Raw genomic sequence first — 24,418 nt, 5'->3', positions numbered from 1 at the left:
TCGGCATTCCGTCCTGGCATTTCGAATTTGCGTCTCATTAGCATGGTCGCTATCCCTTCAGAAAGGGAAGGTTTGTCGCAGAGGTGCAGAGGCCTTTGCACCGGAGGTACCATCCTCTATAAACGCAACGCATTCCAATCTCCGTTCCCGCGTCTTTCCGTATCCGGAAGGTTTTCAGTGTCGTCCGTACCCGTTTGCGCAATTCACTATCATCCGGACGCTTACAGGGCGGACAGACCTGGTATCAAAGGCCGGCACTCTGCCGGGTCGGGGTTCCTGACCGGGATGTTCCGGCACGGTCGTGCAAATCAGCTGGTCAGCGTGACCGGTAGTGATAAGCATGCAGCCGAGTTTGCCGAAATGGCGCAGGAGCGTGACCGGAGGAATCGGCCGGTCAAACGGCATGACTCGATGCTGCAGGCCGACGCTTCGACCGAATGCCTGATGATCGCAGGTCCTACTTTCGATGCGTTTGCGTGGGAACGCCGGGCCGGGAACCAACGTGCCTACAGCCTTAGCGGTGTCACGCATACGCTCTCTTCGGACCGGATCATTGCCGGTCTGTCCAATTTTCTTCTATTGCCGCTGCAGCCTTGGGACGCTCTCGTCTGCACGTCGCAGGTCGCGCGCGATGTGGTGACGCGAACCATGGAAAACTACGCGGATTATCTCGGTCGCCGCACCGGGGTGAAAATCGAGCCGACACTAAAGCTGCCGGTCATCCCGCTTGGTGTGGATGGCAGTCGATACGCGAAAGACGAGACGGCGCGGCAGATGCTGAGGAATCGCATCGGCGCGGCTGACGAGGATTTCGTCATCCTTTTCCTCGGCCGCTTCACATTCCACGCCAAGGCCCATCCGGTCCCGATGTATCTTGCGGCAGAGCGGGCGGCAAAACGGATGCCGGGGCGCAAAGTCCATTTGGTCATGGTCGGCCAGGCGCCGAACGACCGGATCATGTCGATGTACCGGACCGGAGCGGAGCAGTTTGCGAAGACCGCATCCGTACATTTTATTGATGGCCAGGACGACGACCTCGTACATGCCTCGTGGCAGGGAGCGGATGTTTTTCTCTCTCTGTCGGACAATATTCAGGAGACCTTCGGCCTGACGCCGATTGAAGCGATGGCGGCGGGGCTGCCGGCGGTCGTCAGCGATTGGGATGGCTACAAGGATACGGTTATCGACGGAGAAACCGGGTTTCGGGTGCCCACGACTGCGCCCGCGGCAGGGGACGGCATCGACCTAGCCTTCCGCTACCAGACCGGGCGGGATGATTATGACCGGTTTATCGGACGGGCCTGCATGGTGACGTCCTGTGATCTCGATGCGGCGGCGGATGCTCTGGTGCGTTTGGCGGAAGATCCGGAATTGCGCGCAGCGATGGGCAAGGCCGGCCGGAACCGTGCCCGGGCGTTTTACGACTGGTCCGTCATCATCCGGTCCTACGAGGATCTTTGGCTGGAGCTCAGGGATATTCGCGAGAAAGCGCCGGAAGTCGCCCCGCGTCAGAGTAGTGAAACCGCCAGTCCATTTTATCCGGATCCATTCCATATCTTCGCACCGCATCCGAGCTTTGCGCTTGGTGCGGACAATATTGTCACGATTGACGGTGGCGACCCGGATGCGGATTTCCAGGCTATCCTTGCTCACGAAGTTTGTACCTTTTCACAGGAACTGATGCTCCCGAGCGAGCAGACGGCTGCGTTGCTGCGAAGAGTTTCGGCAAGCGGAAAAGTGACGGTCGGAGAGATCGAGCAATGGATCGACGACCGGAGATGGTCGAGATTGCATCGTACGTTGCCCTGGCTGGCGAAGTTTGGCCTCATAAAGTTGAGTGAACAATGAAACCGATGGACCTCCCGGCCCGGGCAAAGCTTTTCCGAGACGCCACCGCCGCCCTCAAACATATTGCCGATGGCAAGCTTGAAGAGGCTGACAGTGCGATCGCGGAGATGCGCAAGGACGTCGGCAGCACAGCCATTCTGATGGGTGCTGAAGCCAAAGCGGCGTGGGCACGGAAGAACAAGAAAGAAGTCCGCCAATGCCTCGAAAAAGGCCTGAAAATGGCGGCGGCCGGGGATCTGGCCTTCAATCGGGTTGCAGTCGATCTAGCGCGTCAGATCGGCGATGACGGATTGCTCGAAGCTGTATTTCGGGTGGCACTCAAAAACACGCCGAGCGATGCGATAATTCGCTACGCCGCTGCAGGGTATTGTTATCGCAAGGGCGTGACGAAAGCGGCGCTGGAGCATTATGAAGCGGCTGTAAATCTGAAGCCTAAATTCGTGCCGGGTATGCGTGATCTTGCCGTTCTTTACTATGAGATCGGTGAGAAGGAGCGTGCTCTGAGGGTTCTTCGTCGGGCGCGGGAATTCGACCCGAAACTTCGAGATGGCCTTCTGGAACTGGGCAACGCTCGGTATCGCATCAAGAAATACGGCGGTGCGGCGGCTATTTACGAGTTGGTCAGCCGGCTTGAGCCGGATTTTTCCCCGGCCTATTCCAATCTGGGGTCGGCCTACCGCCACAATTTGCAGTTCGAGGAGGGCGCGCGGGCTCTCAAGCGTGCGTTGCTGGCTGAGCCGGGCAATGCGGGCGGCTACTATAATCTGGGAAATCTGCAGAAAGAGGCGGCAAACATGACGCCGTCCATTTTGGCGTTCCGCCGATCCATAGTGTGCCGCCCTGGTGAAGCGACGTTCCATTGGAACCTGGCGCTCGCCCTGCTGGCGGACGGCCAGCTCGGCGAGGGGTTTGATGAGTATGAATGGCGTTGGGAGACGGAATCCTTCCCAACAAAAAAGCGCGATGTGACGCAACCGGAATGGGATGGCACACCGCTTGAGGGCCGCACGCTGTTGATCGTGGCCGAGCAGGGCGTTGGAGATGCTCTTCAGTTTCTCCGCTTCGTCCCCGAGGCCGTCAGGCGGGCCCAGGCGGGAGCTAGCAAGGGGCGTATCCTCTTGGAGGCACATCCGGAGATTCTTGACGTCTATGTCGACTACAAGGACATGGTCGAGCTGGTCCCGCGACGGCCCGGACAGGAGCCCGCATTCGATTGCCATATCGCGCAATTGTCGCTGCCGAAACTGCTCGGTGTCAGGGAACTCGATGATCTGCCGAAAGCGCCCTACATCAACTCCATCGGCCCGGACCATTTTCCGATTCCCGGCCTTGATCCGGCGAAACTGAATGTCGGCGTCGTCTGGGGCGGTAACCCGGCTTTCCCGGGTGACGATATCCGGTCTTCGAAGGTCGAGTATTACGCTCCGCTTTTCGGGCTGGACGGCGTGCAGTGCTATAGCTTGCAGAAGGGCCCGCGCGAGGCCGATCTTGCGGATGCACCGCCCGCGCTGATTCCGCTGAGCCGGGATGTCAATTCTTTCACCGACACGGTCTCGATCGTCCGTCAACTCGATGTGACGGTCACGACCTGTACGTCAGTGGCCCATCTTGTCGGGGCCATGGGCTGCCCGGTTTTCGTGTTGCTGTCCCACAACCCGGACTGGCGTTGGCTGCAACATCGCGACGAAAGTCCCTGGTATCCTTCTGCGCGCCTGTTCCGGCAAGCCACGCCGGGTGACTGGCCCGGCGTCATAGAAAATGTCGGCGCCGCATTGCGTGAAATGCAGACAATGAAAGCGCTCAGATGAAGCGGGTTCTGTTTGCATGGGAAATCGGTGACGGGCTTGGGCATGTCAGCCGATTGCTGCCGATCGCAAGTATCCTGAAGGACAATGGCGTCGAATGCGCTTTTGTCGTGCGCAACCTGATCGTCACGCATTCGATGATCGTGCATGCGGGCTTCAGAGTTTTCCAGGCACCTCTGGTGGCACCGTACGCGCCGCCAGAGGTGCGTGATAAAGTGATTGCCTCCATCGGGGACGTTCTGGCGACCGTCGGCTATGTCGAGCCGGACAAGCTTACCGCCCTGACAGATGGGTGGGCCGCCATCATCGATAGTTTCGATCCGGATCTATTGATTACGGATTATTCGCCGACCGCAGGACTCGCCGCATTCGGCGAGCGGCCAGTGGTTCCGATTGGTGACTGGTTTACGCTGCCGCCGGGCAACTGGTCGGAGTTCCGGACCTTCAAGGACGCCCCGAACCGTGTCGCACCGGCACGGTTGCTGGAGACCGTTCAGGAAGTTCAGCGCCGCCGCGGCAAAACGTTGCCCGACCGGGTCCCGGCGCTGATGCATGGAGCGCGCAATTTCGTCGTTACGATTCCCGAGCTCGACCCCTATCACAGCTTCCGGGAAAACACGGAAGCATCTCCGTTGCAGCCGCTTTCCGCGCCGACAACGCAAGAGTCGGTGCAGGATTATTTTGCGTATCTCTCTCACGGATATGCCGGAACGCAGAAGGTCCTGGAGGCTCTGGCGGCCTCCAGCTGGAGCGGGGACATCTACTTGCGTGACGCGAATGAAGAAGTCCGGACGCAATGGCGGAAACGCGGCCTGACGATCCACGATGCGCCGCGGCCGATTGAACAAGCTGTATCGGACGCCAGGGTTGTCATTCATCACGGTGGTATCGGAACACTGGAGCAGGTGCTCGCTATCGGCCGACCGCAATGCATTGTGCCGCGGCATTTCGAGCAGCAGAAAAACGGGGAATATCTCGGTAAACTCGGTTCTGCCACCGTGATGAAAAGCGGAAACAAGTTCCAGCCCGAGCATATTGTGCAGGCGGTTTCGGCGACGCTCACCCAGGAACGGTTTGCTGCGAACGCCAGGGCTGCGGCGGCAGACCTTGAGCGTCGGGGGCCGTTCAATCTGCTTGCCCGTATCACAGACTATGTCTTATCGACATTGAACGCGCGCTGAAGAAAACGATTTTCCGCAGGAGAGGACGCATCATGGCCGTAGAGAACAAATTCCCCGGTAAAGACCTGACCGAAGACGATATTGCCGGAAAGATCCCGCTTGTCGCAAAGAAGTCAGCGGATCACAGAACGGTCTTCACCTGCGGCGGCATCGAAATCGGTGGGCCGCTGATCCCGGTCATGGCCGGTCCGAACACGGTCGAGAACGAGGAAATGATCGTCGAGAGCGCCAAGGCAATCAAGGCCGCCGGTGGCCACTTCCTGCGCGGCGGAGCCTTCAAGCCGCTGAGTTTCCCGTATCGCAGCCCGAAATTCTTCGAAAGCCGGGAAGACGGTCTGAAATGGCTGACCGTTGCCAAGCAGGAAACCGGTCTGCCGATCGTCACAGAGGTGATGGAAATCGACAAGATCGAGATCGTCGCCAAGCATGCCGACATGCTGCAGATCGGTACCCGGAACATGCAGAACTATCCGCTGCTGACTGAGGTCGGCAAGACCGGGATGCCGGTAATGCTGAAGCGCGGGTATGGTTCCTCTCTCCGGGACTGGCTGATGGCGGCGGAATATATCGCGCTTGAGCATGACCGGCTCGGCATGGAACCGCAGATCGTGCTGTGCGAGCGCGGCGTGGTCGTGCCGCATACACACCGGGCAACCTCCCGCTTCCTGCTTGATCTCCAGGTCGTGCCGGCGGCTCAGGAAGTCACGCATCTTCCGGTGATGACCGATCCGTCGCACGCCACCTTCTGGCAGCCGTGGGTGAAGTCGATGATGCTGGCTTCTGTCGCGGCTGGTGCGGATGCCCTCATGCTGGAAGTCCACCCGGATCCACGGAACGCGGCAGTGGACCCGCTCCAGGCCAGCTCTTTTGCAGAGTTCGACGGCATGATGAAAGCCATGCGGCCAATTGCGACGGCAATCGGGCGCACGCTCGATATGGGCAGCAACAGCTGAAATTAGGTTTGCGGCGCGGCTATCTTGTCGCGCCGCATTGTTGTTTTCGAGGCCGCACCGTTTCTTAAGGTCAGGCGGAAATTGTAGGGTGTTTCGAAAACCCTCTTTGCTTGCGCAATTCAGCAATTTCCGCGTCGATATCCTTTTCAAGATCTTCCGCTTTGTGTTCCCTGGTCGTCCTCTGCACCCCTTTGTTGACGTTGCGGATTGACAACGTTAGGACGATCCAGAAAAAGGCAGCGACGCCGACAAACATCAATGCGATGGACGCTGAAGATTCCAAATATTCGAGCAACATAGCCTCTTTTCCTCATGAAGCGGGAGCTTCAAATCTCCTCGTCCTATGCAGTTTGGCGTCAATTTTGTCAAAGAATTTGAGGCCTATCAACCCACTCGCCGGTCAGTATCGGAACGATCCCGTGCGGGTGTAGCCCTCTGTGGCGCGCCGGTTTTATGCATCGTCGATGTTTTTCCTGCGACATTCGGTCCCGGTACCCTCATTTCTCCGACTCTTCCACTGGCAGCAACATAACAGTGACGTCGAAGCCCATGGCAGGCATGTCGGGTGTGATTTTACGCTGCGGCCCGGTTGCCGCCCGGCAAGCCTGACCGATCTGCGAAAGCTGACCTTCCCGGCTCTCAGCGGCAGCGGTTACCAATTGACTCTTTGTCTTTGATTGTATAATCATATAAAGACATCTTTATATTATTGTGTCTGAACAGATTGTTTGGCCGAGTTAATGGAAACTTTGCTGCAGGGCCTCCGGGCCGTCTCCGAGCCGACCCGATTGCGCATCCTGATTTTGTGCACACATGCCGAACTGTCCGTCACGGAGCTGGTGCAGGTGCTGGGGCAGAGCCAGCCCCGGGTCTCGCGTCACCTGAAGCTGATGGTCGAGGCCAACCTGCTCGAACGCCATCAGGAGGGTAGCCGTGCCTTCTACCGGATGAGTGAAGAGAGCAACGTTTCGGATCTCGCTCGCATGCTGGTCGATCTGACGCCAGATGATGATGACGTCATCTCGGTCGATCTGGCCCGGCTGGATGAAATCAAGCTGCAGCGCGCCGAGGTGGCCGAGGAGTATTTCCGCCGCAATGCCCAGAACTGGGAAGATCTGCGCGGCCAGCATATCGACGACGAAAGTGTCGATACCCGTCTGAAACGCCGTATTCTCAGCGCCCCTGTTAGGGACTTGCTGGATATCGGCACCGGTACCGGGCGCGTGCTGCGTCTTGTCGGCGAGGATGTGCGTGCTGCGGTCGGGGTCGACAATTCCCGCGAGATGCTGGCCATCGCCCGCAGCTATCTCGATCAGGAAGTGCTGCGGAACTGCCAGGTCCGGCACGCTGACATGTACCGCCTGCCGTTTCCGGCGCACCGGTTCGACGCGGTTACGGCAAACATGCTGATGCATTACGCCGACAACCCGGCGGACATGGTGCGCGAGGCGGCGCGGGTATTGCGCCCGGGAGGCCGGCTTGTGCTGGTCGATTTTGCCTCTCACGACCTTGCGGACTTGCGGGAACGCCATGCTCATCGCTGGCTCGGATTCTCCGATGCCGATGTGGAGCGGCTGTTCACAAAGGCCGGCCTCGAAATCCAGGATGTCGAGCGGATCGACGGCGGGGATCTCACGGTGTGTATCTGGACCGGCAAGAGCCGGATTGAAATTGCCAATGATCTTGTGGCGGAGGCGCTCTGATGACCGAGAAACTGTCTGTCAGCTTTGAATTCTTCCCGCCTTCCAGCGAGGCTGCCGAAGCGCGCCTGTGGAACACGGTGGAGAAGCTTGCCCCTCTCGGCCCGGCTTTCGCCTCGGTCACCTACGGTGCCGGCGGAACCACCCGGGAGCGCACCCTGAAAGTGGTGCAAAAGCTCAAGAATGACGGGCGCATGGAGCCTGCGGCGCACCTGACCTGTGTCGGTGCGGACAAGGCCGAGATCGATGGCATTGCCAAGGGGTGGCTGGAGGCGGGTATCACCCGGCTGGTCGCTCTGCGTGGCGATCCGCCCCAGGATACCGGTCGTTATCAGCCGCACCCGAATGGCTATCAGAATGCGGCGGATCTGGTCTCCGGGCTGCACCGGATCGGTGATTTCGATATTTCCGTTGCGGCCTATCCGGAAGCGCATCCGGACTCGCCCTCAGAGGCGGCTGATATCGCCAACCTGAAGGCCAAGATCGACAATGGCGCGAACCGGGCGATCACCCAGTATTTCTTCGATGTCGATCTGTTTCTGCGCTTCCGGGACAAGGTCGCCAAGGCTGGTATTGATGCGCCGCTGGTGCCGGGCATCATGCCGATCGGTCATTTCGGCCGGATGGTGAATTTCAGCAAGCGCTGCGGCGCATCTGTCCCTGACTGGCTGTTCGAACGTTTCGAGAGGCTGGACGAAGATCCGGAGACGCGCGAGCTGGTTGCCGCCAGCACCGCGGCCGATCTCTGCCACCGGCTGATCGCGGAGGGCGTGACGGATTTCCACTTCTACACCCTCAATGTGCCGTCCCTGACCTTCGCCACCTGCCACCTGCTCGGCATGCGCCCGAATCTGTCGGAGGCGGCATGACGGAGGTGGGAGAACGCATCCCGCACGCCGCCCCAGCACCGGCCTCCCAGCTGGCGCGCTGGGTCGGCAAGAGCGGCTGTGTCGAGGCGCTGAATATCGAGCGCCCGAAGCTGGTCATGAAGGTGCATCGGCGCTTCGTGAAGGCGGGCGCAGAGGTGCTATTCACCAATTCCGGCGGGGCCGCGCCGCAGCTTCTGCGCAGCTTCCGCATGTTCGACGAGGCATTCGCCGTCAGCTATCTCGGTGCCGAGCTGGCCCGGACGGTGGCGGACGAAGCGGCCCACCAGGTTCTGGTGATCGGCGATGTGCGCTTGCCGTCACGGGTTCCGGTCACCGGCTTCATGACGGCGACCGAAGTCGAATCCGCCGCGCGCTGCCTGGTCTCCGCCCAGGTCGCCGGCGGCGTCGATGCGGTGCTGATCGATGTTGCGGCCCGTCCCGGGCATGTTGCGGCGGCGATGAACGGGGCCCGCTGGGGCATGACCGAGGCGGAGCAGACCGTTCCTCTGATGCTCTTGTTGCGCCCGGCAATGCATCCGGGCCGGTTCGACCGTGCGCAGATCCATGAAGATCTCGCCCAGGCCGCCGCGCTCGCCGCGACCATGCAGATCGCGGCTGTCGGCGTGAACCCGGGCGATATTCCGGAGACCGCTCCGGCGCTGCTGGAGCATGTCTTGCCGTACTGGAAGGGGGCTGTCGCTCTCAGTCCGGCGGCGGATGCGAATACGGTGCGGACGCTTTGTGAGGATCCGATGCTGGGGGGGCGGCTTGCCTTCCTGCCGTCTTCCTCACCGCGCGATCTCCGCCGCGTTATCAAAACAAGCCTCGGGGCCACGACGCTGGTCCGGAGAAGGAAAAGCACATGAAACGGGAAGACCGGATCAAAGCCTTCGAAACCCTGCTCGGCGAACGCATCTTCGTGATGGACGGCGCCATGGGGACCATGGTGCAGGGCTATAAGCTGGACGAAGCAGGCTATCGCGGAGAGCGTCTGGCGGAGCACGGCTCCGATCTGCGCGGCAACAACGATATCCTGAACCTGACCCGGCCGGAAATCGTCGAGGAAATCCACCGCGCCTATTTCGAGGCCGGCGCCGATATCGTCGAGACCAATACCTTCAGCGCGACCACCATCGCCCAGGCGGATTATGCCGCCGAGGACCTGGTCTATGAGCTCAACTTTGAAGGTGCCCGGCTTGCCAGGAAGGCAGCGGACGCGGCCGAGGACGCGGAGCCGGGCCGGCTCTGTTTCGTCGCCGGCGCGCTCGGCCCGACCAACCGGACGGCCTCGATTTCCCCGGACGTCAACGACCCGGCTTTCCGCAACACCAATTTCGACGAGCTGGCCGAGGCCTACAAGGAGGCCGCGCGTGGCTTGATGGAGGGCGGCGCCGACCTGCTGCTGGTCGAGACCATTTTCGACACCCTGAATGCCAAGGCGGCCCTGTTCGGGATCGATGAGCTGGCGGAAGAGACCGGAGTCCGGTTGCCGCTGATGATCTCCGGCACCATCACCGACCTTTCCGGCCGGACCCTGTCGGGCCAGACGCCGGAAGCCTTCTGGAATTCGGTGCGGCACGCCAAGCCGATCAGTGTCGGTCTCAATTGCGCGCTGGGGGCGCATCAGCTGCGCGGCTTCCTTTCCGAGCTGTCCCGTGCCGCCGAAACCCGGGTCAGCGCCTATCCCAATGCCGGGCTGCCCAATGCCTTTGGCGGCTATGACGAGACCCCGGAAGAGACCGCACGCGAGATCGGGGCCTGGGCCCGGGACGGGCTGGTCAATATCGTCGGCGGTTGCTGCGGCACGACGCCGGATCATATCCGGGCCATTGCCGAGGCGGTCAAGGACGTGCCGCCACGCGACATTCCAAAACCGCAGCGACGCATGCGGCTTTCCGGCCTCGAGCCGTTCGAGGTGCCGGCATGAGCGACGCAACCGGAATGACCGAGACCGGCGCCCGTTTCGTCAATATCGGCGAACGCACCAACGTCACCGGCTCGGCCCGCTTCAAGCGGCTGATCCTGGAAGGCGATTACGAGACCGCATTGGACGTGGCCCGGCAGCAGGTCGAGAGCGGCGCCCAGATCATCGATATCAACATGGACGAGGCGATGCTGGATTCGAAAGCGGCGATGGTCCGCTTTCTGAACATGATCGCGTCCGAGCCGGACATCTCCAAGGTGCCGGTGATGATCGACAGCTCGAAATGGGAGATCATCGAAGCCGGCCTGAAATGCGTGCAGGGCAAGTCGGTGGTGAATTCCATCAGCCTGAAGGAAGGCGAGGAGCCATTCCTGCGCCAGGCCAAGCTGGTCAGGCGCTATGGCGCCGCGGTCGTCGTCATGGCCTTCGACGAGGACGGGCAGGCGGACACCGCCGACCGCAAGTTCGAGATCTGCAAACGGTCCTATGATCTGCTGGTCGGGACGGTCGGGTTCGCTCCCGAGGACATCATATTCGATCCCAACATCTTCGCCGTGGCGACCGGCATCGAGGAGCATAATGATTATGGCCGGGCCTTCATCGAGGCCACGCGCCGGATCCGTACGGAGCTTCCGGGCGCTCATGTCTCCGGCGGTCTCTCGAACCTCTCCTTCTCCTTCCGCGGCAACAATTCGGTCCGCGAAGCGATCCATGCCGTTTTCTTGTTTCATGCCATCAAGGCGGGCATGGACATGGCAATCGTCAATGCGGGCGCGCTGCCGGTCTATGAGGATATCCCGGAGGACCTGCGGGAACGGGCGGAAGACGTTGTGCTCAATCGCCGCGACGATGCGACCGACCGGCTGCTGGAAGTCGCCGAGAATTTCCGCGGCCAGGCGAAAGCGAAGGAAGCGGATCTCAGCTGGCGCGAACAGGATGTGTCGGGTCGGCTCTCCTATGCCCTGGTACATGGCATTACCGACTTCATCGACGAGGATGTCGAGCAAGCCCGCCAGACCCTCGGCCGTCCGCTGGACGTGATCGAAGGTCCGCTGATGTCCGGCATGAATGTGGTTGGCGACCTGTTCGGCGCGGGCAAGATGTTCCTGCCGCAGGTGGTCAAGAGCGCGCGGGTGATGAAGAAGGCCGTGGCAATCCTGCTGCCCTACATGGAGCAGGAAGCGGACGGTAGCGCCCGGTCGAACGGCAAGATCCTGATGGCGACCGTAAAAGGCGATGTCCACGATATCGGCAAGAACATCGTCGGCGTCGTGCTCCAGTGCAACAATTACGAGGTTATCGATCTCGGCGTCATGGTGCCCTCCGCCAAGATCCTGGAGACAGCCAAGGCCGAGAAGGTCGACGCCATCGGACTGTCCGGCTTGATCACGCCGAGCCTGGAAGAGATGGCTTATGTCGCCTCGGAAATGAAGCGGGAGGGCATGAATTTGCCGTTGCTGATCGGCGGCGCGACCACCAGCAAGATCCACACCGCGGTGAAGATTTCCCCCAATTACGACGGGCCGGTGGTCTATGTCACCGATGCCTCGCGCGCTGTCGGGGTGACCGGGAACCTGTTTTCGGAGAGCAACAGCAAGAATTTCGCCGGCGATATCGCGAATGAGTACGAGAAGATCCGGGCCCATCATGCCCGCGGCAACAGCGGGGCGAAGCGTCTGACGCTGGATGAGGCGCGGGAGAATGCGCTCCAGATCGACTGGGGCTCCTACGAGCCGCCGAAGCCGGCCTTCCTCGGGACCAAAGCCTTCGACAATTACGATCTCGCCGAACTGGCCGAGAGGATCGACTGGAAGCCGTTCTTCCAGGCCTGGGAGCTGCATGGCCGGTTCCCGGAGATCCTTGACGACCCGAAGGTCGGGGAGACGGCACGCTCGCTCTATGACGACGGCCGCCGGATGCTCGACCGGATGATCTCGGAGGGCTGGGTGCGTGCCCGTGCGGTTATCGGCTTCTGGCCGGCCGCCGCCGACAAGGACGATATCGTGCTGTTCACCGATGACAGCCGTTCGGAGCGCAAGAGTGTGCTGCACACGCTCCGCCAGCAGCGGATTCACAGCCGGACCGACCGGGCCAATCTGGCGCTGTCGGATTTCGTCGCGCCGCTGGAAACCGGGCTGGCCGATTATGTCGGCGGTTTTGTGGTGACCGCCGGTGAGGAACTCGACGCGCGGGCGAAACGCCTGGAAGCCGAGCATGACGATTACAACGCCATCCTGATGAAGGTGATCGGCGACCGGCTGGCCGAGGCTTTTGCCGAGCGCATGCATGAACGGGTGCGCACCGAGTTCTGGGGCTATGCCGCGGGCGAATCCTTCAGCAACGAGCAACTGATCTCCGAAGACTATCGTGGTATCCGGCCGGCGCCGGGCTATCCCGCCTGCCCTGACCATACGGAGAAGCCGGAGCTGTTCCGCCTGCTCGACGCGGAAGCGGTGACGGGTGTCTCCCTGACAGAGAGCAACGCCATGTGGCCGTCGTCTTCGGTCTCGGGCTTCTATTTCGCCCATCCGGAATCGCGGTATTTCGGCCTTGGCCGGATCGGCCGGGACCAGGTCGCCGACTATGCGGCGCGCAAGGGAGCCTCGGTGGAGGAAGTCGAGCGCTGGCTGGGCTCCAACCTCGATTACGATCCGAAGGCCGCGGCCGCCTGACCGGCCTTTCGCCGAGTGGCCTGCCGGTCTAGGGTCGCCCTCTGGCATGATGTGTTCTGGGGGGGCTGTGTGGAGGAAACACCGAGAGACAGGGTTCTCCGCGAGGAACTGGCCGACCCGCAGCGGTTGACCGGCCATCTCGCGCGGCTGCTTGCATTGTTGCAATCCAGGCTGGATCCGGCGCGGAAATGTCTCGTCTATGTTCTGGCACAGCAGAGCCGGATCGGCCATCTCGTGCTGGAGCCATGGATGCTGCAAAGCCTCTTCGGTGACCAGTATGACGAGATCGTCATTGTTACGGGACCAGGTGAAGAGGCAGCGAACAAGGCCTTCTTCGACTATCTGCGATCCCGATTCACGATTATCGAGACAGATGACATCGTCCTGACAACGATCGGTTTTGTCGAAGGCGGTTCCTTCTCCGCCGGGGGCTTCGATTTCCTGCTCTGGCGACCGCAGTCCCTGTTCGCCCGATTCACGGGCGCCCTGGCAGCCGGATTGCCGCATCGTTTTTTCACCCTTTCCGAACAATGGCTCGAACCCGGCCGGCGTCTCAGAGCCGGAATGCTGCCGGAACCGAACCAGCCTTATGTGATGCTGCATGTGCGTGACGAGGGCTTCGCGCCGGAAATGGGATATCACGGCTTCCGGTGCAACCCGGTCGGGAATTACCGGTCGGCGGTTGAATACCTTCTCGGGTGCGGTCTCGCGGTTATCCGTATCGGCGATGCCGCAAGTCCGCGGCTCGATATCGACCATCCGTGCTATATCGAGCTGTCCCATAGTCAGGGTTATGATCGTTCGGCAGATCTGGCGCTGCTCGCGGAATCCCATTTCGGGATCGTCACGCAGTCGGGGCCCTGGGCATTTCTACAGGCGCTAGGGCGTCCGATCCTGCTGACAAATGCATATCCCGAACCGTTCTGGGTTTTCCAGGAACGTGAGGTCGCGCTTTACAAGCATGTGCGCAGGGCGGACGGCACGGAGCTGACATACAGAGAGCTTTGGGAATGTGAAATTCCCGACCGCATTCTGACGACCAACAAGCTCTCACCGAGCGGCCTGACAGCGGACAGTAACAGCGCTGCTGAAATCAGAGCAGGGGTTGAGGAGATGCTCGAATTCCTGGCTATCGGCACGCCGCCGGATCCGGAAATCCAGCGACACTTTCATGCCATCACGCGTGAGTATGACGACACGGTAAAAGGCCCGGCGGCCGATCGTGAATTGGATCCGCGGCTGCAGCGCCGCCTGTCGCGGCGGTTCCTGGAATCCAATCCGCACTTTCTCGACTGAAACACGGACTGGTCGCAGCGTTGCCTAGGCGACATCGCTGATCGGCTCCGGAACGTAATGAAACGTCCGGAAGCGGGCGGTCTCGACGAAGCCCAGCTTTCGGTAAAGCGCGAGCGCGCCGGAATTGCTGTCCTGAGTCGCGATGACGGCACGGTCTGCCAAGTCCGCATAGTGAGAAAAGGCCGCCTTGATCAGAGCGGCACCAATGCCGCGCCCCTGAAAGGCTTCGGCAACGGCAATCAGATCGATCGTCAACACGCGGGCCTGAAGGAGACAACCGTTGAAGCCGGCGATCTGCCCCTCCTGTTCCCAGATGAAGGTTCTGTCCGTTCGCCCGCTGACCTCATTGCGCGCCCAGGCGGCCTTAATTCGGTTTGCGACCATTTCCGGGACCATCGGGTCGGCATGGTAGCGATCGGACCGAAAGACAGCTTCGGCAACGGCGGCACAGGACTCGGCGTCGCTCGGGTCCGAAAGTCTTATAGTGGACGGGGCGGGCTGACGGTCCTGCTCGCTGAGAGTGCGTTCAAGCTGGATGAGAGTTTCGATTTCCCGGAACCCGCTCTGCTCTGTCGGGCGCTGCCATGCCGCCGGCAGCCGAGCCGATACCAAGATGGCGTCGGCGGGAACCAAATTGCGGATTTCCGGGGTTTCGGACTCGATAGCGATTTCCAACCGATAGACCGGCCCCCCGAGAATGGAACTGTCGAATGGTTGTTTCACCAGACTCGCCATTGTGACCTTCCTAAAGCAAGCTCGGGAAATCGATGACGCATTTAGATTGCACGCCACAAACACGAACCGGTAGCAATTGTTGCTCCACTCGGTGAAAATATTGCTCATTCACAATTGCAGGCATAACCTTTGAGTTTTCGGTGGGCGCAATCAAATAGGGCGTACAGCGTTCCATGCATTGCGCGGCGGCGCGCGGATTTACTTTCCAACAGCATGTTCATGAACCCAGGGGTGGGCAATCACTAGTGACTGCCAAGTCGAAATTTTTTCTGAAAGTTTCTGTCAGTATTGTCCTGATTGGATCCTTGATCTATCAGGTCGACTTCTCTCGCCTGATCTCTGCGGCATTTAACCCATCGCTTCCGTTGCTGGCGTCCGTCGTCGGCATTGTGATCCTGCAGTTCTTTGTTGGCGCCTGCCGCTGGTTTCTGCTGATCAGCGGTACGGGTGTTCCGCTGTCTCCGTGGCAAACTTTCCGTATTTTACTGGCCGGCATGTTCTTCAACCAGGCTCTGCCTGGCTCGCTCAGTTCGGATACGGTCCGCATATGGTTGGTGAGCCGGCACGGTCTGCCTTTGGCCCGCGCGGCAAGTACGGTGCTCCTGGATCGCACGGCCGGTCTTGTCTCCATTCTGACGCTTCTCGTCGTCACCAGCGTGACTATCGCTAAAGTGGCACCTGACCCCAACCTCAGTACCGTCGCGATCCTTGTGGTCGGTGGTGCTCTCCTGTTGCTGGTCATGGCGCTTTCCAGCGCCGACTGGATTGCGGACGTGATCGAGGATCACCGGTATGGCCGTCACTTCGCGGCGATGTTGCGGGATTCTCGTGTGCTGTGGCGGGCAGGGTCGCGTTCGGCCGTCGTCATTGGCCTCAGTTACCTGTTGCATGTGATCAGCGCGTTCGGACTGTGGGTGGTGTTTCAATCGATTTCGGTCGATGTCGATTTCCTGATGGTCCTCGGCGCTTTGCCTTTGGTGATCCTTGGCACTCTGCTGCCGATTTCCGTTGGCGGCTGGGGTGTACGGGAAGGACTCATGGTCGGCATCTTCGCGATGACCGGCATGCCGTTTGAACAAGCTCTGGCGGCGTCCATTCTCTGGGGTCTGTCGGTGATTGTCGCGGCGAGCCTTGGCGGATTGCTCTGGGTGCTGAGCCGTCCGGTCGCGGAACGCTCCGCCAGCCGCATGGAGACTCCCGGCGTCCGCTAGTCTAGCGGCCGTAAAACTCCCGGACCACGCCGATCAGATAATCCTGCTGGGCCGGCGATAGATGCTGGTCCGCCGGGAAGCTTATGATTGACCGGGTATGCCGGTCGGTGACCGGGAAGGCACCATCCTCATAGCCGAGATGACGCAGGGCCTCCTGCCTGTAGAGCGGGATCGGATAATGCACCTTGGCGTCAATGCGGTGTGCCTGGCAATGCGCCAGCAGCTCATCGCGCCGTTCCGCATAGACCACGTAATTCAGATAGACCGCCCGCTCCCCCGGCCCTTTATCCGCCCGCCGGATGGGAAGCGTGATTTCCGGAACATCGCTGAAACCAGCATCATAACGCGCGGCGGCCATTATCCGCCCGGCGACGATATCCTCGACCTTGGCGACGATCCATTTTCCGACCACGGCCTGCACGGAATCGAGGCGGGTGTTGTAGCCGAGAATTTCCATCTCATCCCGGTTGCGCAGGCCGTGATTGCGCAGGAGCCGGCACATCCGGTCCATCTCCGCGTCGTCCGTCACGATCACGCCTGCATCACCCCAGACATTGATAATTTTCAGCGGGTGCATGGAAAACCCGCCGGCGATGCCCCAGGTGCCTGCCGGCCGGCCGGCCTCCGTCGCAAGCAGGCTCTGGCAGGCATCCTCGACCACCGGCAGTCTGTGCTTTTCGGCGATCTCCGTGATCCGGGTCATGTTCGCCATGTCGCCGGCCAGATGAACCGGCATGATCGCTTTCGTGCGCGGCGTGATCGCGGCCTCGATCCGGTCCGGATCGATCCCGAACGTATCGTCGCAATCCACAAAGACGATCCGCGCGCCGGTCTCGGCGATGGCGCCTGCAGTGGCGTAGAAGGTATTGGCGGCGGTGATGACCTCGTCGCCGGAACCAATGCCAAGGGCCTTCAGCGGGATCTTGAGGGCGTCCGTGCCGGAGCCGACGCCGATGGCAAATTTCGATCCGGCTGCCGCCGCGAACATCTCCTCGAACTCACCGACCACCTTGCCGAGGGTGAAGTCGGTGGAGCGGACCAGCGCGCGCAGCTCGTCAAAGATTTCATCGACATCTGCGAATTGCTGTTCCAGGGGCGAGTAGCGAACATCCATGGACTCGGCGAGCCTCTGGTCCGCATCAGCAGCCATCAGAAAGGCCCCTTGAAAAAGGGATCCGGCACGTCGAGCGGGAGACCCTTGCGATCAGCCAGAATGTCCTCCTCAATGGCAGCGATCTTTGCCTCATCCAGCCCCATCATCTCGGCCGCGGTGCGGGCGATACGGGCGGCATCCGGATAGAATCCCCTGACCAGTCCGCGGGAACTCGGTGTTGGGTGATCCGGCAGTCCGAGGCGGATCGGCGCTGCTTCGAGAATGTCAAAACAGCGCAAGGTAACCTCGGAGGCGATCTCGGCGCCGATGCCGAACATCCGAAATCCGGTGTCGACGGTCAGAAGGCGCCCGGTACGGGCCACACTCTCAACTATGGGATCGAGGTTGAGCGGCCGGATCACGCGCAGGTCGAGCACTTCGACCGGGTAACCGGCTTCCGCCAGCTTGTCGGCGGCACGGACGGCTTCCAGCGTCATGTAGGATGTCGCAACGATAGTCAGCCCGTCGCCCTCACGCACGGTGCGCGGGCCGTCCAAAGGCCGGTGGACATAGCCTTCCGCGACCGGGCTTGTGGTGTAGTGCGACCAGCGATGCTCGATCACGACCACCGGATTGTCGTCCTCGACGGCGGCGGCGATCATGCCTTTCGCGTCCTCGGCAAAGGCCGGCATGATGACTTTCAAGCCGGGCACATGGGCGAAAATCGCTTCCATGCTTTGGGAATGTTCCGGGCCCTGACCCCAGCCGCGCCCGACAATCATGCGCAGGACCAGAGGCACCTTGTGGCGGCCATTGCTGACATAATGGGTCTTGGCGGCATTGTTCAGGATCTGCTCCAGCGCGAGCAGGGCGAACTCGACGCGCTGCAGGCTGACCACCGGGCGCTTTCCTGCCATGGCGGCGCCGATGGCGATGCCGATCAGGCCGTTCTCGGCGATCGGCATCTCGATCATCCGGTCGTGGCCGATATGCTTGCCGATATCCTTCAGCGTGCCGAACAGGGCAGCCGGGTCCTCCACGCCTTCGCCGAAGAAGATGACGGAAGGATCACGCTGCGCCGCTTCAAGCAGGCCGTCACGGATGGCGGTGCCCATATTGATCACCGGCCGGTCCGGTGCATTGGTTGTTTCAGGCATAGACATGGGCGAGGGCCTCGGTCGGTTCCGGCAGCGGGGAGTTGACGGCAAAAGCGAACGCGTCGTCCACTTCGGCCTGGATGCCTTGTTCAAGGGCGGCGAAACTGGCCGCACCGAGCGTCCCGTTCCCCTCCAGCGCCTTGCGATAGCGATCCAGCGGATCCTGGGCGTGCCAGGTCTGGAACTCTTCTTCGGTCCGGTAGCCGATATGATTGTCGTAGTTTGGCCCGCAATGTTCCCGCCACCGGTAGGTGTCGAGTTGCAGGAATGTCGGGTTTCCGGAGCGCGCGGTCTCGACGGCCCAGAGCGCGGCCTCGCGGACGGCTTCGAGATCGTTGCCGTCAACATGCCTGTGCGCGATGCCGTGGGCGGCCGGAATATCCGTCAGCGGCCGGTCCGGCTGGCGGTCGGCCAGGTTGGTATAGACCGAATAAAGATTGTTCTCGCAGACATAGACGATCGGCAGCCCGCGCAGCCTGGCGAAGTTGGCGGATTCATGGAACACGCCTTCCTCAAGGCAGGCATCGCCAAGGAAGGAGATGGTGACCTTGCCGCTGTTATCGAACTTGTCCGACAGCGCAGTGCCGGTTGCCAGAGGGATCGAACTGGCCACGATCGGAATGCTGGCCATCATCCCGACATCCGGGTCCATCAGATGCATGGACCCGCCACGGCCGCCGATGCAACCGTCCCGCTTGCCGTAGATCTCGGCCATCATCGCCTTGAGATTGCCGCCCTTGGCGAGGTAATGCGCGTGGGAACGGTGGCTGCTGAAGAGGCGGTCATCGGGCAGGAGGGCATCGCACACGCCGACGGCAGAGGCTTCCTGACCGATGGAAAGATGCACAGGGCAGCGCATTTCCTGTTCGGCATAGCGTTCCGCGATGGTCTCCTCGACCAGACGGATGCGCAGCATCTGTTTCAGGCAGCGCAGCCTGTAGTCGTTCCCGGCGTCGGCCATTTTCCAGCTCCGGCGTCAGATGAAATTGATATGCATGGGCTGTTCGCCCTTCATTTCCGGCAATTCGAAGTCGCCCTTTTGGTAGCCGTCCAGGAATTCATTGACCTTGTGTTGCAGGCACAGGCTGCCGCACATCTTCTGGGCGTTGAAATCCGGGCTGGCGAGGTAGTTCATCACTTCCCAGTAGCGGTCGCTGTAGAAGATGTCGCGGAAGCGTTCCTCGGTGATGTTGCCGATATGGAACTTCTTGTAGCGCTCGTTGAACAGCATGCCGCAGGGCGCGACCAGCCCGGAGCCGGACATTTGCAGCATGAAGGGCGCGCCGTAACAGCGCTGATAGCTGCGCGTGCCTTCGGTGTCGATTTTCGACCACTTGACCGTCACCTGGTAGGTCTCGTCGGACAGGGCTTCGGCTTCGTGCAAGGTGTCATAGAGACTGGCATAGCCGCTGTAATCGACCCCGAGGGAGCCGTCCTCGTCGTCGCTGCAATGCTTGATGACGAGATAGTCCGGCCGCAGCTCCTTGCCAAGCCGGGCGAGAGGCATTATCTGGTCGTGATATTCCGGCATCAGGACCATCTGCATGCCGATCGTGACGTCGAGATTCTGTTCCCGCTTGATCTCGCCCATGGCCTTGATGTTTTCCGCGACCCGGTCGAACCAGTGCTCCTTGACACCCATGATCTCGGCATAGCGCTTGCGCTCACCGGCCGAGATATTGACGCGGAGATAGGTCAGGGACGGCAGGACTTCTTCCAGCTTGCGCCGGTTCAGCACGAACCCGTTGGTGCCGACGGCCATGGAGAGGCCGAGCTCGTGCCCGTATTTGCAGGCATCGACGAACACCGGAGAGATCGTGCTCTCGCCGTCTGAAACCAGGCTGATGCCCTTGACGCCGATCTCGGCGCAGTCTTCGAGAAACTCGAAGATCGCCTTCTTGTCGATCACCTTGCGCTCGTTCTCCTGCAACATCGCGTAGCAGAAGTGGCAGGCAAAATTGCAGGCGCGGGTCAGCGACATGTCGATGGTGATCGGCGCGATCCGCTCGCCGCGCTCCCAGGCATCGATACGGTCCTGATGCCAGGCGATTTTGGTGCCGTCCAGGATCAGTTCAACGTGATCAGTCATTCCGGTCATGGCTTCGTCCCTTGGACTGTTGGTCCCGGTTCTTCAGAGGCGCCGGATACGGTTTGCGTCCTTCACCACCTCGGTGAAGAGTTCGATGCGTTCGCCGGTCTGCTTGCGCAGCCAGCGTTCAAGCTTCATCAGCAGGACGGGCTTGTCCCAGACGGGGATCTCGTCGGCGAAAACGAGGAACAGACGATCATATTGATCGATTTCGACCAGTTCAAAGGCATCGTCCGAAATACCGCAGGCCGCCTTGAAGCTGTCGATATGCGGTAGGACAAGATCGCGCTTGCCGATCTTGTCCAGTTTGCTCCAGCCCTCGCTATAGGGACGATCAAAAAAATTGGTGTCCTTGTGGCGACCAAAGCGAGCCTCTGCTTCGCGCCGAATGGCGGCGACCATCTCCAACGGCGTTTTGAAGCAGGCGCCCGCGTTGCGCGGAGTCAGGATTCCGGCAACCGGCGACGGCGCTTCGGGGTCACGAAGCGCCTGGAGTGCGAAAATCAGACCATGTTCGATCACCTCGCGCACCGGCGCGCCAATGGCGTGAGCGCAGAGCAGATCGAGGATTGCCGCTTCCGGCGCGCTGGCCGGAGCCATGAAGCGGGCGTCGGTGACGGTTTCAGTCTCGCCGTCCAGAACGAGGCTCAGGCGCATGCCTTCGGCTTCCACGGAAATGGCGGCTGCGCCCGTATCCGGCGCTGGCCCCTCATGCGCAAGGTGCTGCAGCCGGCCGGCGATCGGCCCGGCGAAGGCCCGGGGAACATCGGATTGCGGAGTCACGTCTGTCTCACGCTTTAATGCTGCTGATGTGGACAAGGCAATGATCCTCATGGTCTTCGATGCTGACATCCGAAATGGGAGCAAGGGCATCTTTCAGTTCGGCAGTCCGCGCGGATGGCAGGGTCTCCCGGTTGACCCGGATGACGAATGCCTCGACACCGAAGGCCCCCGCAGCTTCCGCCATATTCAGAATACTCGAGACGGAATCCTCGTCCGGCACCCACATTTCCAGGAACTCCAGATCAACGCCGTGGCTGCGCAGCTGGTTCAGCAGCCTGTTCTCGTAAGATTCGACCAGCTCTTCGTAATTGATCGCCTGTTCGCTCATCTGCATTTCTCCGGCGTCACGCGGCCGCGGCAAGGAAGCTGTTGACCGCATCCGCGACCCGATGGATCTCGGCCTCGGTCAGGTTCTGGTGGATCGGCAGGGTGATGATCCGCTGGGACTGCAGTTCGGTCACCGGGAAGTCTCCTGCGGCGTGGCCGAGATAGGCCGCTGCCGGCTGCAGGTGAATCGGCACAGGATAATGGATTGCCGTGCCGATGCCGAGGCTGGAGAGATGCGTCTGCAGGTCGTCCCGGCGGTCAACCTGGATGACGAAGGTATGGAAGCTGTTGAATTCAACGTCCCGGCAGGGCGGGGAGAAGGCAAGAGCGGGGTCGAGCAAATCCCTATAGAGCGCCGCATTGTTCCGCCGCCGCTCGATAAGATCGTCCATCTTGCCGAGCCTGAAATGTAGAATGGCCGCCTGGATCTGATCCATCCGGGAGACGGAGCCGAAACGCGCCACCGTGTTGCGGTCGACCAGCCCGTGATTGCGGTAGAGTCGCGCGAATTCAGCGATATCGTCCCGGTCGGTGGTCAGGAATCCGGCATCGCCGCAGGCGTTCAGGTTCTTCAGCGGATGCGCCGAGAAGCAGCCGGCATCGCCAAGAGAGCCACTCGGCTTGCCGTCATACAGCGAGCCGATGGACTGTGCCGCATCCTCTATGATTGCCAGTCCGTGCCGGTCGGCAATCTCCCGGATGGGGCCCATGTCGGAAATGCGCCCGGTCAGGTGCACCGGCATGATGGCCCTGGTCCTGGAGGTGATCTTCTTCTCGATCTCGGCGGGATCGATATTCTGGTCGGGCAGCACATCTGCAAAGACGGGGGTCGCCCCGACATGGGAGATGACCGCGGTTGACGCCACGAAGGAGTTGGGCGGGGTGATCACTTCGTCGCCATGGCCGATTCCGAGTGCGGCGAGAGACAGGATCAGGGCGTCCGTTCCGGAGTTCAAGGCGATTGCATGCTTGGTGCCGCAACGTTCCGCCAGCGCCGCCTCAAGCTTGTCGTTCCACGGGCCGCCGACATACATGCCGCTGCGGAGGATATCCTCGATGACAGGCATGATCTCGTCGCGTTCCTGGGCGAATTGCGCGCCGATATCGACATAGGGGATCGGCGAAAGCGTCACACTCGTATCCGGCATTTTTTTCCTGCTCGACACATTTAATCCGCCCGCGGCCATGTCCCTGCGCCGCTGCGGGGTTGCTACTTCAAAAGTGCGGTCAAAGCCTTGACTACACTGACTTTACTCACTGAATCACGGTGTCCGACAATGCCGACTTTGATGGCGCCGGCGATGTTTCCTATCAGACCTATGTTAGCAATATCCGTTCCAACTTTCGCCAAGGGAGACGTTATCGAGAAAAATGCATCGCCGGCGCCCATGGTATCGACGATGCGGCGGGTAAAGGCCGGGATCTGTGTCACGGGATTGCCGGCATCGTAGGCGACACAACCATGGCGGCCATGTGTCAGGATCATCCGGTCACAATCGATCCGTTTCGGCAGCACGTCCCGCGCGATGTTGCCAAGATCCGTGAAGCGATCACCGACAGCCAGCCGGGCCTCCGGCGCATCAATGCAGAGATAGTCTGCGCGCGGATATTTTGTGACCAGGTTGTAGCCCCTGTTGGCGCTGTTGGTCTGGGCGTTTATCGCCAGGAATGGTGCCCTCTCGCAGATCAGATTGATGGTGCTTCCACTGATCAGCCCGTGCCCGAAATCGGCGGCCATGACCACGTCATAGTGCGGCGCGAGCTCGGCGATCTTGCCGTGCAGGATCTCCAGTGCGTCCGGCGGCAAGGGCGAGTCTTCGATGAACTGAACCTCGAACAGCTTGCGCAGATAGCTGTTGTCGACGAAACGCACCTTCCGCGTCGTCGGCGCATTCGGCCGGTAGACCGGGATGACGTTCACATTCTCGTGGCACTGCTTCTTGATAAAATTCTCTCGCGGGTCATCCTCGCCGAGACAGGTGATGATATCGACCTGCCTGCAAAAACTGGCCACGTGATTGGCTGCCGCAATCACGCCACCCGCAAACAGCTCGATGTCCTGATAACGCGTGGACATGATGTTTTCTTTGGAGGGTTGTCCAGACGGCGAAACATACTGGTACTCGTCGAGGATCGTGTCGCCAATGATCAGGATGCGCATATCCTTGATGCTCTCGATCAGGTCCAGCAGCTGCTGCAACCCGACCGTCTGCCGGACCTTGTCCAGGTAGTCACGCACTTCCGGCTCGAAGACATCAATATGCCTGTTGATCAGCTCGCTCGAGCTGAAGGTGATGTCGCTGGTGAAGACAAGCCGCCCGCCATGGCTTTCCACGGCGTTGCGTTCATCGACAATCTTGCCGGTGATGTCCTGCTCCGCATCGACATAGTCGGAGCCCTTGATATAGGCATCCGGCTTGATCGCGTGGATCACCTCCTCCGCCGACACGTCGTGATTCACCCCGACCCAGCTGACATATTCAAGGGCGGCGAGCATTTCGGCGCGCAGTTGATCGGTAAAGACCGGACGGCCCGGCCCCTTGTGAACATGCTCGTCGGCAGTGACGGTCACAATCAGCACGTCGCCTTCTCGACGGGCCTGCTCGAGGTGCCGGACATGCCCCATATGCAGCAGATCGAAAGTGCCGTGGGCATGCGCAATCTTTTTGCCTGAAGATCGGATTTTTTCTGCTATCTCAGAGAGTTCCGAGATAGGTTTGATCTTATCTCTCGCTGACGGCTGCATCTGCTTGATTCAACTGTTTAAAGACGGGT

Annotated in this window: 21 protein-coding genes; 11 read left to right on the top strand and 10 right to left on the bottom strand. The window is 60.8% G+C overall.

Translation table 11 applies throughout. The features are described from left to right. The first annotated feature begins 321 nt into the window (after positions 1–321). From RH950_RS01285 to aroF, 4 genes are read left to right on the top strand one after another with little or no spacing between them, the layout of a single operon-like run. Positions 322–1,848: a glycosyltransferase family 4 protein gene (locus tag RH950_RS01285; RefSeq protein WP_350052908.1), complete on the top strand. Its 1,527-nt coding sequence runs from the start codon at positions 322–324 to the stop codon at positions 1,846–1,848. After that, positions 1,845–3,656, top strand: coding sequence for a tetratricopeptide repeat protein (locus RH950_RS01280; protein ID WP_350052907.1), 1,812 nt, complete (start codon positions 1,845–1,847; stop codon positions 3,654–3,656). Before RH950_RS01285 ends, RH950_RS01280 begins: the two co-directional genes overlap by 4 nt. Continuing rightward, entirely contained in the window at positions 3,653–4,834 is a 1,182-nt protein-coding gene (locus tag RH950_RS01275) for a glycosyltransferase (protein WP_350052905.1), read from the top strand. Before RH950_RS01280 ends, RH950_RS01275 begins: the two co-directional genes overlap by 4 nt. A gap of 32 nt (positions 4,835–4,866) precedes the next feature. Then, the gene (gene aroF, locus RH950_RS01270; RefSeq protein WP_350052903.1) at positions 4,867–5,787 is read left to right on the top strand and encodes a 3-deoxy-7-phosphoheptulonate synthase; all 921 of its coding nucleotides are present in this window, start codon (positions 4,867–4,869) and stop codon (positions 5,785–5,787) included. Positions 5,788–5,857: 70 nt separating this feature from the next. Here aroF and RH950_RS01265 read toward each other — a convergent pair whose 3' ends face one another. After that, entirely contained in the window at positions 5,858–6,085 is a 228-nt protein-coding gene (locus RH950_RS01265) for a hypothetical protein (protein ID WP_350052901.1), read from the bottom strand. Between the two features lie 442 nt (positions 6,086–6,527). On the opposite strand from RH950_RS01265, the gene RH950_RS01260 reads away from it, so the two are divergent. From RH950_RS01260 to RH950_RS01235, 6 genes are all read left to right on the top strand, one after another. Beyond that, positions 6,528–7,490, top strand: a complete 963-nt coding sequence (locus RH950_RS01260) for an ArsR/SmtB family transcription factor (RefSeq protein WP_350052899.1) — start codon at positions 6,528–6,530, stop codon at positions 7,488–7,490. Continuing rightward, a complete protein-coding gene (metF, locus tag RH950_RS01255; protein ID WP_350052897.1) occupies positions 7,490–8,356 on the top strand; it encodes a methylenetetrahydrofolate reductase [NAD(P)H] in 867 nt (288 codons plus the stop codon). The genes RH950_RS01260 and metF overlap by 1 nt, the downstream gene beginning before the upstream one ends. Next, complete coding sequence (locus tag RH950_RS01250) at positions 8,353–9,222, top strand: homocysteine S-methyltransferase family protein (RefSeq protein ID WP_350052895.1); 870 nt, start codon at positions 8,353–8,355, stop codon at positions 9,220–9,222. Before metF ends, RH950_RS01250 begins: the two co-directional genes overlap by 4 nt. Further along, the gene (locus RH950_RS01245; protein ID WP_350052893.1) at positions 9,219–10,283 is read left to right on the top strand and encodes a homocysteine S-methyltransferase family protein; all 1,065 of its coding nucleotides are present in this window, start codon (positions 9,219–9,221) and stop codon (positions 10,281–10,283) included. Before RH950_RS01250 ends, RH950_RS01245 begins: the two co-directional genes overlap by 4 nt. Then, on the top strand, positions 10,280–12,952 hold the full coding sequence (metH, locus tag RH950_RS01240; protein WP_350052891.1) for a methionine synthase: 2,673 nt from the start codon (positions 10,280–10,282) through the stop codon (positions 12,950–12,952). Before RH950_RS01245 ends, metH begins: the two co-directional genes overlap by 4 nt. Before the next feature lie 69 nt (positions 12,953–13,021). Beyond that, positions 13,022–14,248: a TIGR04372 family glycosyltransferase gene (locus RH950_RS01235; protein ID WP_350052889.1), complete on the top strand. Its 1,227-nt coding sequence runs from the start codon at positions 13,022–13,024 to the stop codon at positions 14,246–14,248. A 24-nt stretch (positions 14,249–14,272) separates the two neighbouring features. On the opposite strand, the gene RH950_RS01230 is transcribed toward RH950_RS01235, so the two are convergent. Further along, positions 14,273–14,983, bottom strand: coding sequence for a GNAT family N-acetyltransferase (locus RH950_RS01230; protein WP_350052887.1), 711 nt, complete (start codon positions 14,981–14,983; stop codon positions 14,273–14,275). A 245-nt stretch (positions 14,984–15,228) separates the two neighbouring features. Between RH950_RS01230 and RH950_RS01225 the strand changes: the two genes are divergently transcribed. Next, positions 15,229–16,194 (top strand): lysylphosphatidylglycerol synthase transmembrane domain-containing protein, encoded by a 966-nt coding sequence (locus tag RH950_RS01225; RefSeq protein ID WP_350052885.1) that lies wholly within the window; start codon positions 15,229–15,231, stop codon positions 16,192–16,194. A gap of 1 nt (position 16,195) precedes the next feature. Here RH950_RS01225 and RH950_RS01220 read toward each other — a convergent pair whose 3' ends face one another. The 8 genes from RH950_RS01220 to RH950_RS01185 form a co-directional block, all read right to left on the bottom strand. Continuing rightward, positions 16,196–17,344, bottom strand: a complete 1,149-nt coding sequence (locus tag RH950_RS01220) for a DegT/DnrJ/EryC1/StrS family aminotransferase (RefSeq protein ID WP_350052883.1) — start codon at positions 17,342–17,344, stop codon at positions 16,196–16,198. Next, the gene (locus RH950_RS01215; RefSeq protein ID WP_350052881.1) at positions 17,344–18,450 is read right to left on the bottom strand and encodes an alpha-ketoacid dehydrogenase subunit beta; all 1,107 of its coding nucleotides are present in this window, start codon (positions 18,448–18,450) and stop codon (positions 17,344–17,346) included. Before RH950_RS01215 ends, RH950_RS01220 begins: the two co-directional genes overlap by 1 nt. After that, complete coding sequence (locus tag RH950_RS01210) at positions 18,437–19,405, bottom strand: thiamine pyrophosphate-dependent dehydrogenase E1 component subunit alpha (RefSeq protein WP_350052879.1); 969 nt, start codon at positions 19,403–19,405, stop codon at positions 18,437–18,439. The genes RH950_RS01215 and RH950_RS01210 overlap by 14 nt, the downstream gene beginning before the upstream one ends. Positions 19,406–19,420: 15 nt before the next feature. Then, positions 19,421–20,542: a radical SAM protein gene (locus tag RH950_RS01205; RefSeq protein WP_350052877.1), complete on the bottom strand. Its 1,122-nt coding sequence runs from the start codon at positions 20,540–20,542 to the stop codon at positions 19,421–19,423. Positions 20,543–20,575: 33 nt separating this feature from the next. Continuing rightward, a complete protein-coding gene (locus tag RH950_RS01200) occupies positions 20,576–21,316 on the bottom strand; it encodes a hypothetical protein (protein WP_350052875.1) in 741 nt (246 codons plus the stop codon). Between the two features lie 7 nt (positions 21,317–21,323). Continuing rightward, the gene (locus RH950_RS01195; RefSeq protein ID WP_350052873.1) at positions 21,324–21,644 is read right to left on the bottom strand and encodes a hypothetical protein; all 321 of its coding nucleotides are present in this window, start codon (positions 21,642–21,644) and stop codon (positions 21,324–21,326) included. A 16-nt stretch (positions 21,645–21,660) separates the two neighbouring features. Then, positions 21,661–22,791 carry a DegT/DnrJ/EryC1/StrS family aminotransferase gene (locus tag RH950_RS01190; protein WP_350052871.1) on the bottom strand — a complete coding sequence of 377 codons (1,131 nt, stop codon included), beginning with the start codon at positions 22,789–22,791 and terminating at the stop codon, positions 21,661–21,663. Positions 22,792–22,853: 62 nt separating this feature from the next. Continuing rightward, the gene (locus RH950_RS01185; RefSeq protein ID WP_350052869.1) at positions 22,854–24,389 is read right to left on the bottom strand and encodes a PfkB family carbohydrate kinase; all 1,536 of its coding nucleotides are present in this window, start codon (positions 24,387–24,389) and stop codon (positions 22,854–22,856) included. Between the last annotated feature and the right edge of the window lie 29 nt (positions 24,390–24,418).

The organism is Nisaea sp., from assembly GCF_040217065.1.
Taxonomy (GTDB): domain Bacteria; phylum Pseudomonadota; class Alphaproteobacteria; order Thalassobaculales; family Thalassobaculaceae; genus Nisaea.
Note: the sequence above shows the minus strand (reverse complement) of the source record. Positions and strands in the feature narration are given on the sequence as shown.

Coding starts and splice junctions, on each gene's coding strand:
- RH950_RS01250 (WP_350052895.1), top strand. CDS start 8,353: ATGACGGAGGTGGGAGAACGCATCCCGCACGCCGCCCCAGCACCGGCC.
- RH950_RS01230 (WP_350052887.1), bottom strand. CDS start 14,983: ATGGCGAGTCTGGTGAAACAACCATTCGACAGTTCCATTCTCGGGGGG.
- RH950_RS01215 (WP_350052881.1), bottom strand. CDS start 18,450: ATGTCTATGCCTGAAACAACCAATGCACCGGACCGGCCGGTGATCAAT.
- RH950_RS01185 (WP_350052869.1), bottom strand. CDS start 24,389: ATGCAGCCGTCAGCGAGAGATAAGATCAAACCTATCTCGGAACTCTCT.
- RH950_RS01280 (WP_350052907.1), top strand. CDS start 1,845: ATGAAACCGATGGACCTCCCGGCCCGGGCAAAGCTTTTCCGAGACGCC.
- RH950_RS01210 (WP_350052879.1), bottom strand. CDS start 19,405: ATGGCCGACGCCGGGAACGACTACAGGCTGCGCTGCCTGAAACAGATG.
- metH (WP_350052891.1), top strand. CDS start 10,280: ATGAGCGACGCAACCGGAATGACCGAGACCGGCGCCCGTTTCGTCAAT.
- RH950_RS01265 (WP_350052901.1), bottom strand. CDS start 6,085: ATGTTGCTCGAATATTTGGAATCTTCAGCGTCCATCGCATTGATGTTT.
- metF (WP_350052897.1), top strand. CDS start 7,490: ATGACCGAGAAACTGTCTGTCAGCTTTGAATTCTTCCCGCCTTCCAGC.
- RH950_RS01245 (WP_350052893.1), top strand. CDS start 9,219: ATGAAACGGGAAGACCGGATCAAAGCCTTCGAAACCCTGCTCGGCGAA.
- RH950_RS01190 (WP_350052871.1), bottom strand. CDS start 22,791: ATGCCGGATACGAGTGTGACGCTTTCGCCGATCCCCTATGTCGATATC.
- RH950_RS01220 (WP_350052883.1), bottom strand. CDS start 17,344: ATGGCTGCTGATGCGGACCAGAGGCTCGCCGAGTCCATGGATGTTCGC.
- aroF (WP_350052903.1), top strand. CDS start 4,867: ATGGCCGTAGAGAACAAATTCCCCGGTAAAGACCTGACCGAAGACGAT.
- RH950_RS01205 (WP_350052877.1), bottom strand. CDS start 20,542: ATGACCGGAATGACTGATCACGTTGAACTGATCCTGGACGGCACCAAA.
- RH950_RS01275 (WP_350052905.1), top strand. CDS start 3,653: ATGAAGCGGGTTCTGTTTGCATGGGAAATCGGTGACGGGCTTGGGCAT.
- RH950_RS01260 (WP_350052899.1), top strand. CDS start 6,528: ATGGAAACTTTGCTGCAGGGCCTCCGGGCCGTCTCCGAGCCGACCCGA.
- RH950_RS01195 (WP_350052873.1), bottom strand. CDS start 21,644: ATGAGCGAACAGGCGATCAATTACGAAGAGCTGGTCGAATCTTACGAG.